Source organism: Bartonella tribocorum (genome assembly GCF_002778015.1).
GTDB classification, from domain to species: domain Bacteria; phylum Pseudomonadota; class Alphaproteobacteria; order Rhizobiales; family Rhizobiaceae; genus Bartonella; species Bartonella tribocorum_B.
Map to the genome: position 1 here is coordinate 41,346 of NZ_NJPP01000003.1, position 12,033 is coordinate 53,378.

Here is a 12,033-nt window from a genome sequence, read left to right on the forward strand (position 1 = left end):
TTTTTTATTTAAGTCATTTCATTTTTTTCAGATAGTTACAACCCCGTATCTTTTTAAAGCATAAGAAAGCTTATAAAAGAAAACGAATAAATCTAGACAAATTCATTTGACCTTTTTGTGGTTCCTGTTTAAATGGAAGAATGTATTTCGGAAATAAAACTATCATAGCATTTTCATGTGTAATACTATAAATCTAAGGGTAGTTTGTATTTCATCACTTCAGAAAGGGTAGACCATGAGTCGTTTTTATCTTTCCATAGCGGCCACGGTTGCTATCATAATGTCCGCAGCTGGAATAACAGCGAGTTTTGCGCAGACAAAGATCAGCTTTTGGCATTCTATGAGTGGTGAAGTAGGAAAGCAAACTGAAAGTCTCATTAACGATTTTAATGCAAGTCAATCTGAATATAAAGTTGTGCCTTCATTTCGCGGTGAGTATGAAGAGGGGTTGATTTCACTCATTGCAGCATTTCGTGGAAAAAAACAGCCCGTTCTTGCTCAGATTTATGACGTTGGTACTGGAACTATGATGGCTGCAAAAGGTGCAATTTATCCATTTTATCAACTTATGGCTGACACAAAACAGGAATTCGATCCTGCCGATTATTTTCCTGCTATTAGTGGTTATTATTCAGATAAACAGGGCCGTATGGTCTCTATGCCATTCAATATTTCAACACCAATCCTTTATTACAACAAAGATATCTTTAAAAAAGCAGGACTTGATCCAGAACAGCCTCCTAAAACATGGCAAGATATAGAAGGTTTTTCTAAAAAAATTCTTGAAACTAAAGCGGCAGCGTGTGGTTTTACAATGGCTTATGCAGCTCAATGGATTGGTGTCGAGAATTTTTCAGCGTTGCATAACGTTCCTTTTGGAACGAGAGAAAATGGCTTTAAAGGACTTGATTCAGAACTTACATTTAATGGACCTTTACAAGTACGTATGTGGACAGATCTAAAAAGGTGGTCTGATCAAGGTATTTTCCGCTATGGTGGTCCTGCGGGCGCATTAGATGCAGCACCAATGTTTATGGCACAAAATTGTGCAATTTTTATACAATCTTCAGGATCACATGCTGGCATTGTTTCTGAAGCTCAGTTTAATGTGGGCGTTGGTATGCTACCATACTATAAGGATGTAGAAGGAGCGCCGCAAAATTCAGTTGTTGGAGGCGCTTCTATTTGGACGTTTAAAGGGCATACGCCAAAGGAATATGCTGGAGCAGCTGCTTTTCTTAAGTTTCTTTCAAAAACAGAAAACCAGGCAAAATGGCATCAGAAAACAGGGTATCTTCCAACAACAAAAGCAACTTATGAATTGAGCAAAGAACAACATTTCTATGAAAAAACGCCAGGGGCTGATATCGCTATCAAACAGATCAATCTTAATCCGCCAACAATTAACTCGAAAGGGATAAGATTTGGTAATTTACCACAAATCCGTACCATTCTTGATCAGGAGTTGGAAGCTGTTCTTAGTGGTTCAAAAACACCGAAAGATGGTTTGGATGAGACCGTTGAGCGTGGAAATAAACTCTTGCGTGAATTTGAGAAATCTAATCGTTAATTTGTTTTTTTGTTAAACATTCAAAGACTCAACAAAAACAGTTGAGTCCTTTTTGTTTATCTTTTTAAAGTCTCTACATTTAAAGAGCCCTACGAATGCAAGAAAAATATGCATATTTTAAAAATAGTCTCCTTTCTTACGGACTGCTTTTTCCTCAGCTCCTTGTGACGTTTTTGTTTTTCTTTTGGCCAGCCGCTCAAGCCATAAAATCATCCTTTGAACGTGAAAATCCTTTTGGCTTTACAACAACTTTTATTGGTCTTGAAAATTATCTAACCGTTCTTTCTGATCCTACTTATCGGCAATCACTTCTTACAACCGTAATATTTTCCATCTCTGTTACTGTCGTTTCAATGACAATATCACTTCTTTTAGCTGTTTGTGTTGATCGTGTTGTTCGTGCAAAAAAGGCTTATACAATTCTTTTGCTTTGGCCTTATGCTGTTGCTTCAGTATTGGCTGGTATATTATGGTTGTTTATCTTTCATCCCACCATTGGGATTATTCCTTTTCTTCTCGAAAAAATAGGAGTGCTATGGAATTATCGTGTTAATGGCACCCAAGCGATGATTCTTATTGTTATTGCGGCTAGTTGGAAACAGATTGCTTACAATTTTCTCTTTTTTCTTACAGGTCTTCAGTCCGTTCCGCGTTCTCAAATAGAAGCAGCAGCCATTGATGGTGCTGGTCCCTTTAAACGATTTTGGACTGTAGTCTTTCCGCAAATTTCACCAACGACATTTTTCCTTCTTATCGTCAATATCAATTATGTTATGTTTGATACTTTTGGTATTATTGATAACACAACTTCTGGGGGGCCTGCGCGTGCAACGAACATCCTCGTCTATAAAGTATATGACGATGGTTTTAGAAATCAGATAATCGGTGTATCAGCAGCACAATCAACAATACTGATGTTGATGGTTATTGTCTTAACCTTTATCCAGTTTCGCTGGATTGAGCGTCGTGTACAATATTAGGAAATAAATTATGGTTGAAAATCGCCCTATTTTGAAATTTCTAACCCATATCACTCTCATTATTGGCATTATCATTATTTGTTTTCCAGTTTATGTTGCTATCATTGCATCAACACATAGTTCAGCAGCATTTAATTCAGGGACACTTCCTCTTTTACCTGGGGGACACGCTCTGGAAAATTATAAAATAATCTTTGGTAACGGCCTTTCACAGCGTGGTTTACCCAATCTGTGGCCACTTTTAATGAATTCACTTATTATGGCTTTTGGGATTAGTATTGGAAAAATTATTATTTCACTTTTGTCTGCTTATGCAATTGTCTACATGCGTTTTCCTTTCCGAAAAATTGCTTTTGTTCTTATTTTTGTTACATTGATGCTTCCTGTCGAAGTTCGTATTCTGCCAACCTATGTGGTTGTTGCGAAATTGGGAATGATTAACACCTATAGTGGAATGATTATTCCACTTATTGCATCGGCAACCGCGACATTTTTATTTCGTCAGTTTTTTTTGACTGTTCCAGATGAACTCTTAGAGGCAGCACGTGTTGATGGTGCAGGACCATTCAAATTTTTTAAGGATATTCTTCTTCCTCTTAGTAAAAGTAATATCGCTGCTTTATTTATCATTATGTTCATTTATGGATGGATACAATATCTCTGGCCTCTTATCATCACAACGGATCAAGATCATCAAACAATCCTTATTATTTTAAAACAGCTTGTTGTCGAATCACTACAACATGATCCTCAATGGAATATCCTCATGGCAGTATCGGTTATTGCTATGGTACCGCCTGTTCTTGTTGTTATCTTCATGCAGCGGCTTTTTATCAAAGGCCTTATTGAAACGGAGAAGTAATTGTGGCCATAATTCAGTTATCAAATATAAAAAAACGGTATGACAATGGCATTCTGGTCATTGATGACTTGAACTTAACGGTTGCTGATAAAGAACTTCTTGTTCTTGTTGGTCCTTCAGGATGTGGAAAATCAACCTTATTACGTATTATTGCAGGACTTGAACAAGTCACCTCAGGGGAACTATGTATTGATAACGAACGCATCAATGATCGTGAACCAGCCGATCGTGATATTGCTATGGTTTTTCAGAATTATGCTCTTTATCCCCATATGACAGTTCGTGGAAACTTAGAATATGGTCTTAAAAATCGTAAAACGCCTAAAGAAGAAATAAAAAAACGCATCGCACATGCTGCAAAGCTTTTGGAGATAGAACCATTTCTTGATCGTAAACCACGACAATTATCAGGAGGACAACGCCAGCGTGTTGCAATGGGACGTGTCATTGTACGTCAACCCCGTGTTTTTCTCTTTGATGAACCTCTTTCAAATCTTGATGCAAAATTACGGGCGCAAATGTGTATTGAGATAAAAACGCTACAGCGTTCATTAGGAACAACCAGCCTCTATGTTACGCATGATCAACTAGAAGCCATGACATTAGCTGATAGAATAGTCGTTTTGAATAAAGGCACTATCGAGCAAATTGGAACACCAATGGAAATTTATGATACTCCAGCAACCATATTTGTTGCCGATTTTATTGGTTCTCCTCCGATGAATTTTCTTGATCGTCATGTCCTAGAACAACATTTAGGGCATTCCTTTTCTTATAGTGAAGAAACTGATCTTTTAGCTTTCAGGCCAGAAATAATCTTATTGGGCGAACACCTAGATAAAGGACCTGTCTTTCACACACAAATTGAACTTATTAAGCCTATTGGAACAGGTTGCCATGTTTTAACGCGTTGGAATAATATGATTTTTACGATTGAAATAAAAGAACGCTTGACACACGACCATGGTCAAAAATTAAGTTTCACTGTCGCTCATCAAGACTTTCATACCTTTAAAAAAAACACGGGAAAGCGGACAAGGAATAAGTAAACATTCATCGATGTGATAAGACTTTTTTATGCATGCATCATGATAATGTTATGTTCTCCCCCTCTCGATTACATTCGCAAAATTAAAGTGTGATCGATGAGATTAAAAAAATTAAAAGTTTTTGTAATGATGCATTGCGACATGACACGAGAATGCTAAAATACTCATATAAAGAAATTCTATATTTTTATGCTCTATAAAAAGGATATTATTTTTAAACATAAAAGTTTTTTTCATTTAAATTAATAGCGATAATAATTTATTAATCATATTTTTTCTGATTTAAAAAGTCTCTTATCATAAACTTTTTGATGGAATAATTTATATGTCTTATAAAGAATGAATAAGAACAATAGAGAGATAAAATTATTCTCAAATGGTGGCGTCGGGTCGCCTATATCTTTAGCTTTGATCGGTGATATAAAAAGTCCATTTTAATTATAAAAAACAGGACGGTGTTCTGAATAGCTTGTACAAAAATAGGTACGTTCTGCTTAACGAGAATAGATTGATTTAGTATGATAATTCACTTTTTTTGTATTGCGTGAGCATCTTAAGTACCGTATGATTTTCTCATTCTAAAACTGCTCCATGTTGAATCAATCAAAACCATTCGCTTGGCCTTTACAAGCAGGAAAAGCCATGTGGATAAAAAACTATTAAGAAAAGACTTAAAATAAAATGTCTCTTATGAAATAGTCTGGATGCAAGGGCTATAAATAATATCCACGAGCTGGCAAATCGTGTGATGGTGCCTGCTTTCTTCTTCATAAATGTAAAGATGGGGGCTCAATGGATTTCTCTATACCATTACCATTTGTGGGCGCCGTTGCGAAATAGATTCGGGTACATTAAGAAATGTCTTTTAGCATCGTCTTTTTAATTTAGCATTATGGTTTAAAAAAATATCTGAGGCAATGTCTCCTAAATAATGAAGATTACGCATTGGCGCGCATTTTTGTTTATCACATTCTTTGAATAGAATCGTGCCCCTCATACACAACAAAATGTCCTAACCAAAATGCTATTGGGGCGCCAATTTACGCACTTGTTTTTAAAACCATTTTTCAAGGGTATTCCAATCTATTTTTTATGCAATCATCTGAGTGCTATCACATAAAATCCATTGAGAATTGCCACCTTTATGCTTATACAACGAAGTGCAGATGGGTGTCATTATACGCTCTGCCATTCTCTAATGTTGCGACAGGTGTTGTCTTGAGACTCTTTATAAGAGGGCATTTTTTCAAGTGTTTTATCCGTACACTAATCCTAATTGTATGTCATAAGTGGGAGCTGCTGTGTAGATAAAACACTAAAAAAATACAAATGCTTTTTATGAATTGTTTCAAGTGTCGAGAAGTATAGCAAAAGAAATTTTGAAAATAGAATAATAGTGTTTGCGGTTTGGGCACCATGAGGTAATAAATCCACTTATGATCTTATCTATCTGGATATCTATCGAGTATAATTTTTTTCTGTAAAATTAACTTTATTTCATATCATTGTTATCAATTATGGATATTGGATCTCGTTGTTAATATAATAATAAGCCTCTGATTTTATGAATTTTTTAATGTTTTGTGATGGCATCAATGATGGTATTCACATTATGCTCCATCATATCAAGATAAGTTGCGGCAGGGCCGTTTTCATTTGACAATGCATCAGAATAAAGTGTTCCACCAATTTTCAAACCTGTTTCTTTTGAAATTTGTTTGATGAGACGGGGATTAGAGATATTTTCAACGAACAATGCTGCTGCCTTATTCGCTTTAATTTGTTTGATAAGTTGAGCTACATCAGCTGCGGTTGCTTCAGCTTCTGTTGAAGCGCTTTGGGGGGCAAGGATAGTGAAGCCATATTCTTTGGCAAAATAGCCAAAAGCATCATGAGATGTGATAATGGTACGTTTATCTTGAGGGATGGTAGCGATTTTTGTTTTTAGGGTATTTTGTGCTGTTTGAAGCTTTTTGATGTAGGTTTCGGCATTTTTATTGTAGCGCGTACAAGATTGTGGATCAATTTTGCAAAAAGCAGCGGCGATATTTTTCACATAGATTTCGACATTGGGAATTGTTTGCCAAGCATGCGGATCAATAACGCCGTGATGGTGGTGATGGGCGTCATGTTCTTGATTTTTCATTTCGAGGGGGGGAATGTTAGCACTAACCTCGACAAGAAGTGCTTTTGTACCGCTAGCTGTGATGAGACGGTCAATGAATCCTTCTAAATGAAGCCCGTTGATAAAAATAATCTGAGCGTTTCTAAGAGCTTGAGCATCATGAGGCGTAGGTTCATAAGTGTGGGTGTTTGCATTGGGGCCTACAAAAGTGGTTATAGAGATATTGTTGCCTCCTACATTTTTTACGAGATCAGCAAGAATAGAAAAGCTTGTAACAACTTTTATTTTATTGTGTGCAGAAGCAGAAAAAGGATAAAGGGCAAACAATAAAGTACCAAGCAGAATAAATTTTTGAGTAAGCTTAAGCATAATTTTTCCTTAAAGTGAGGAAGTATAAAAGAGGTGAGGAAACCATGCGACAATAAAACCACGTGGGCTTATGAGGCAGGAAATGAGGTAAATAAATCCTGCGGCAATGATGATAGCAGGGCCTGAGGGAAGTGAGAGATGAAAAGAAAGCAGGAGACCACATACGCTAGAAATGATGCCAAAAAGAGTGGAAAGTACGCAAATAGGGACTAAGCGTGAAAACCAAAAACGGGCTGTAATCGCTGGAATCATCATAATGCCAACGGAAAGTAATGTTCCTAGGGATTGAAAGCCCCCAACCAGATTCAATACCACAAGTCCAAGCAATGAAATATGAATATATTTACTCAATGGAGAGAGTGATTTAAAAAAGAGGGGATCAACGCTTTCTAAGACGAGCGCACGCCAGAGAATAAAAAGGCTGCAGAGTGTGATCAACATGATGGTGGTGATCAACCAAAGAGCCTGTGTATCAATTGCAAGAACAGATCCAAATAAGAGATGAAGAAGTTCAATGGTTGAATTTTTCAGTGAGATAATAATGACACCTGCTGCGAGTGCAATAAGATAAAAGACGGTCATAGATGCATCTTCTTTCTGAAAGCTATTTCGTGAAATTAAAACAGTTGCTAAAGCAACAATAATGCCAGCGAAAATACCACCAAGTGTCATAGATATAAGGGAGAAGCCGCAAATGAGAAAGGCAGTTGCAACACCAGGAAGAATGGCATGAGAAATAGCGTCTCCTGTTAAACTCATTCCACGGAGCATCAAAAATACACCAACAGGACAAGCGCTAATAGAAAGGAGAATAGAGCCGATAAGGGCGTTTTGCATAAAATGGAAATCAACAAAGGGGGCAAGAAAAAATGCATACACGTCTTATTACCTAAGAAAGAGAGAATCATTGATAGGAGGGAGATGCTTTTGCATACGAATACACAAAGAGTCGGAGGAGAGGGGGGGCATAATGTGGTGAATGATGTTGTCGAGAAGCTGTGTTGTTTCTCCATAAAAGGCGTTTTGTTGATGAATTTGAATCATTTGAGGAAAAAATTCTTGCACGACGAGAGGGTCATGGAGTGCTGTGAGAACTGTGCGACCTTGCTGTTTCCAGTCCGTGATCAGTGCAAGAAGGTCTTTTTGAGTATTGCGATCGATACCATTAAAAGGTTCGTCAAGCAGGATAATATCGGCATCTTGTACAATGATACGTGCAAAAAGAGCGCGTTGTAATTGCCCACCTGATAATATTTCAAGTGAACGGGTGGCGAGAGCTGTGAGTCCAACCATCTCAAGCGCATTCTGAATCTTAGAATCATAAGGGCGTTGGTTTTTCCACAACCCACAAAAAGACCATAATCCTGTTTTAACAAGTGCTTTCACATCAATGGGAAATGTTTGGTCTATATCACATTGCTGAGCAAGATAAGCAATGCGGTTTTTTTGGGGGTTTATAATTTTTCCCTTAAGAGGTTTAATTAATCCGGCGATAGCCTTTAGCAATGTTGATTTTCCAGCACCGTTATCGCCTGTTATTGCGACCAATGAACCCGCTTTTAACTTTGCTGAAAAGTCCTTGATCGCTATTCTATTCCTATAACCTAATGTTGTCTTTTTAAAGTGCAGATCCATAACTTATACCATCTTTGCTTATTATTTGAGAAACTATGTAATAACATAACGTTTGTCAACAAGATGTTATATTATTACATAGTTGTGAGGGATGACTATTTTAGTGGGAAGATCGTGGACAATTCAAAATAATGGTCGAATTCTCCTTGACGAAAGAGGAAGAGTATATACTATATATAGTATCAAAATGATTGGCGATTCTGAATAAGCACAAGAGAGGGTATTTAGTGTGTTTCGTCTAGTGTCTAAGTTATTTCCAATGTTATCGTAAGAGTTTGTTGAGCAAGAGTGTGGTGATGTTTTTGCTCGAGTATCTCTTTTGGAAGGGTTTCCTTTCGTTTTTGTAATTGATTTTTGCCGTAAAAGAGTAAAACAAGAACTCTTGAAAGCGGTGGTTTAGAACGTTAGTTTTTTAGACAGCAGGAGGGAATTGTAATGCGACCAAAAGATTTTATAACTGGGGTTGTCCATTTAAGTTGTAGAACAATCGCTTATTCTCATCACAGTCTTTAAAGTTACTTGATGAGGGATTCTGTTATGTTCAGAAAGTTGTGTGCTATTTGAAAATAATCACACGTTTTGCGTACGATTTCTGTTGTTTGTTATTCTTGAGTACCTATAAAATTATTAGATTGACTCTTTTAGGGTTGATTGTTTTGAATTGTGAAAGTTGAAGAAAATGTCGATCACTATTTATAGCAAACCATCTTGTGTCCAATGTGATGCTACATGCCGCGCTTTTGATGCAAAAGGCATTCATTATCGTGTTGTTGATATTTCCTGTGATGAACAAGCATACAGTTTTGTTCAGTCTCTTGGGTATCGTCAGGTTCCTGTCGTTGTTTGTGGTGAGAATCATTGGTCGGGTTTTAGACCAGATATGATTAGTGGTCTTTGTGCTTAATGGGGCTTATTGTTTATTATTCGAGTGCAACGGGTAATACAGAACATTTTGTCTCGCAGCTTGGTCAACGACTCTTCAAAATTGATAAAAGAAAGCCCTCTGCATTCGTTGGTGAACCTTATGTACTGGTTATTCCTACCTATGCAGATGGTGAAGGAAGAGGGGCGGTGCCGAAAGCCGTTATTCATTTTCTTAATGAAGCTGAGAACCGCAAATTAATTCGTGGTGTCATTGGTGGTGGGAATCGTAATTTTGGTCGCTATTATAATTTAGCCAGTAAGATCATTGCTGAGAAATGTTGTATACCTTGCCTTTATCATTTTGAGCTGCGTGGAACTGATGAAGACGTTATTTGTGTAAAAAAGGGATTGGAAAGATTTTGGAAACAATTGGTATAGAACAATCGCAGAAACCAGATCAGATTACGGATTATCATGCGCTGAATGCAATGCTTAATCTTTATGATGAAAATGGTCATATTCAATTTGATATGGATCGGCTTGCCGCACGGCAATATTTTCTTCAACATGTTAATCAAAATACAGTTTTTTTTCATAACCTGAAGGAAAAAATAGATTACTTAATAGAGGAAGGTTATTATGAAAAAGCTTTATTTGAGCTTTATGATTTTTCTTTTATTAAAAAGCTTTTTAAACGTGCTTATGCATTTAAATTTCGTTTTCCTACCTTTTTAGGCGCATTTAAGTATTATACCAGCTATACACTAAAGACTTTTGATGGAAAGCGTTATCTTGAACGTTATGAAGATCGTATCTGTCTTGTGGCTTTATATTTGGCACAAGGAAATAAGGCTCTTGCTGAAAGTTTTGTGGATGAGATTATTACAGGACGTTTTCAACCAGCAACACCAACATTTTTAAATGCTGGAAAAAAACAACGTGGTGAATTGGTTTCATGTTTTTTGCTCCGTGTTGAAGATAATATGGAATCGATAGGTCGTGCGATTAATTCGGCTTTGCAGCTTTCAAAACGCGGTGGAGGTGTGGCACTTTGTTTAACCAATTTGCGGGAGGCTGGAGCGCCAATTAAGCAAATAGAAAATCAATCATCCGGTGTTTTACCGGTAATGAAACTCTTGGAAGATTCTTTTTCTTATGCCAATCAACTTGGGGCACGGCAGGGGGCTGGCGCTGTTTATTTGCATGCACATCATTTAGATATTATGAAGTTTTTGGATACAAAGCGTGAAAATGCTGATGAAAAAGTCAGAATTAAAACGCTTTCGCTTGGTGTGGTTATTCCTGATATTACTTTTGAGCTTGCTCGGAATAATGAGGATATGTATCTTTTCTCATCTTATGATATTGAGCGTGTGACAGGTAAACCCTTTAGCGATATTTCTTTAACGGAGCATTATCGCTCTTTTGTTGATAATGCAAAGATTCGGAAGAAGAAAATAAGTGCACGTGTTTTTTTTCAGACATTGGCAGAAATTCAATTTGAATCTGGGTACCCTTATATTTTATTTGAGGACACTGCTAATCGATCGAATCCAATCGCTGGACGCATAAGTATGAGCAATTTATGTTCAGAAATTTTACAGGTAAGTGAGGCGAGTGAGCTAGAGACAGATTTAACCTATCGCACAATTGGAAGTGATATATCCTGTAATCTTGGATCAATGAATATTGCCAAAGCCATGGAAAGTTCTGATTTCGGACAGACCGTAGAATCTGCTGTTCGTGCTCTTACTGCAGTTTCGGATATGAGTAATATTGCTTGCGTGCCTTCCATTGCGAAAGGCAATGCTGAAAGTCATGCGATTGGTTTGGGACAGATGAATTTGCATGGGTTTCTAGCGCGTGAGAAGATCTATTATGGTTCTCCAGAAGCCATTGATTTTACTAATATCTATTTTTATATTGTGACATATCATGCCATACGGGCTTCCAATTTAATCGCGTGCGAACGTCAAGAAATGTTTGCAGGGTTTGAAAAATCAGCTTATGCAGATGGACGTTTTTTCGAAAAATATATTGAAAAAGAATGGAAACCGCAATTTGCGCTTGTACAAGAGCTTTTTACACGGAACAATATTATTATTCCAGATCAAAAAGATTGGCAGGAACTCAAGAAGCGCGTTATTGAATACGGGCTTTATAATCGCAATTTACAGGCGGTTCCCCCTACGGGATCTATTTCCTATATTAATCATGCCACTTCTTCTATTCATCCAATTGCTTCAAAAATTGAAATTCGCAAAGAGGGGAAAATTGGGCGCGTTTATTATCCCGCTCCTTATATGGATAATACGAATTTGAATTTTTACCAAGATGCCTATGAGATTGGTCCTGAAAAAATTATAGATACCTATGCTGCTGCAACACAGCATGTTGATCAAGGTCTTTCATTGACACTATTTTTTCCGGATACTGCTACCACACGTGATATTAATCGCGCACAAATCTATGCCTGGAAAAAGGGTATAAAGAGTATTTATTATGTTCGACTGCGGCAAGTAGCATTGAGTGGAACAGAAGTTGATGGCTGTGTTTCGTGCAGTTTATAGGAGATCATC

10 protein-coding genes are annotated in these 12,033 nt (G+C 37.1%); 7 read left to right on the forward strand and 3 right to left on the reverse strand.

The annotated features are described in order from the left end of the window. Positions 1-235: 235 nt before the first annotated feature. The 4 genes from ugpB to CEV08_RS02025 all read left to right on the forward strand — a co-directional run bounded on the left by ugpB (position 236) and on the right by CEV08_RS02025 (position 4,461). Entirely contained in the window at positions 236-1,570 is a 1,335-nt protein-coding gene (ugpB, locus tag CEV08_RS02010) for a sn-glycerol-3-phosphate ABC transporter substrate-binding protein UgpB (RefSeq protein WP_100130120.1), read from the forward strand. 95 nt (positions 1,571-1,665) lie between these two features. Beyond that, the gene (gene ugpA / locus CEV08_RS02015) at positions 1,666-2,550 is read left to right on the forward strand and encodes a sn-glycerol-3-phosphate ABC transporter permease UgpA (protein ID WP_100130121.1); all 885 of its coding nucleotides are present in this window, start codon (positions 1,666-1,668) and stop codon (positions 2,548-2,550) included. A 10-nt stretch (positions 2,551-2,560) separates the two neighbouring features. Beyond that, on the forward strand, positions 2,561-3,412 hold the full coding sequence (ugpE, locus tag CEV08_RS02020; RefSeq protein ID WP_100130122.1) for a sn-glycerol-3-phosphate ABC transporter permease UgpE: 852 nt from the start codon (positions 2,561-2,563) through the stop codon (positions 3,410-3,412). Between the two features lie 2 nt (positions 3,413-3,414). Beyond that, positions 3,415-4,461 carry a sn-glycerol-3-phosphate import ATP-binding protein UgpC gene (locus tag CEV08_RS02025; protein WP_100130123.1) on the forward strand — a complete coding sequence of 349 codons (1,047 nt, stop codon included), beginning with the start codon at positions 3,415-3,417 and terminating at the stop codon, positions 4,459-4,461. Between the two features lie 1,573 nt (positions 4,462-6,034). Here the strand turns inward: CEV08_RS02025 and CEV08_RS02035 are convergent. Genes CEV08_RS02035 through CEV08_RS02045 form a run of 3 tightly spaced genes read right to left on the reverse strand, consistent with a single transcriptional unit; the run spans position 6,035 to position 8,590 of the window. Beyond that, on the reverse strand, positions 6,035-6,955 hold the full coding sequence (locus CEV08_RS02035; protein WP_100130124.1) for a metal ABC transporter solute-binding protein, Zn/Mn family: 921 nt from the start codon (positions 6,953-6,955) through the stop codon (positions 6,035-6,037). 9 nt (positions 6,956-6,964) lie between these two features. After that, on the reverse strand, positions 6,965-7,834 hold the full coding sequence (locus CEV08_RS02040) for a metal ABC transporter permease (protein ID WP_100130125.1): 870 nt from the start codon (positions 7,832-7,834) through the stop codon (positions 6,965-6,967). 6 nt (positions 7,835-7,840) lie between these two features. Continuing rightward, positions 7,841-8,590, reverse strand: a complete 750-nt coding sequence (locus CEV08_RS02045; RefSeq protein ID WP_100130126.1) for an ABC transporter ATP-binding protein — start codon at positions 8,588-8,590, stop codon at positions 7,841-7,843. A 679-nt stretch (positions 8,591-9,269) separates the two neighbouring features. Here CEV08_RS02045 and nrdH point away from each other — a divergent pair. Genes nrdH through nrdE form a run of 3 tightly spaced genes read left to right on the forward strand, consistent with a single transcriptional unit; the run spans position 9,270 to position 12,024 of the window. Next, positions 9,270-9,494, forward strand: a complete 225-nt coding sequence (gene nrdH, locus CEV08_RS02050) for a glutaredoxin-like protein NrdH (RefSeq protein ID WP_100130127.1) — start codon at positions 9,270-9,272, stop codon at positions 9,492-9,494. After that, positions 9,494-9,892 carry a class Ib ribonucleoside-diphosphate reductase assembly flavoprotein NrdI gene (gene nrdI, locus CEV08_RS02055; RefSeq protein ID WP_100130128.1) on the forward strand — a complete coding sequence of 133 codons (399 nt, stop codon included), beginning with the start codon at positions 9,494-9,496 and terminating at the stop codon, positions 9,890-9,892. The genes nrdH and nrdI overlap by 1 nt, the downstream gene beginning before the upstream one ends. Further along, positions 9,874-12,024 (forward strand): class 1b ribonucleoside-diphosphate reductase subunit alpha, encoded by a 2,151-nt coding sequence (gene nrdE / locus CEV08_RS02060; protein ID WP_100130129.1) that lies wholly within the window; start codon positions 9,874-9,876, stop codon positions 12,022-12,024. Before nrdI ends, nrdE begins: the two co-directional genes overlap by 19 nt. Positions 12,025-12,033 lie beyond the last annotated feature (9 nt).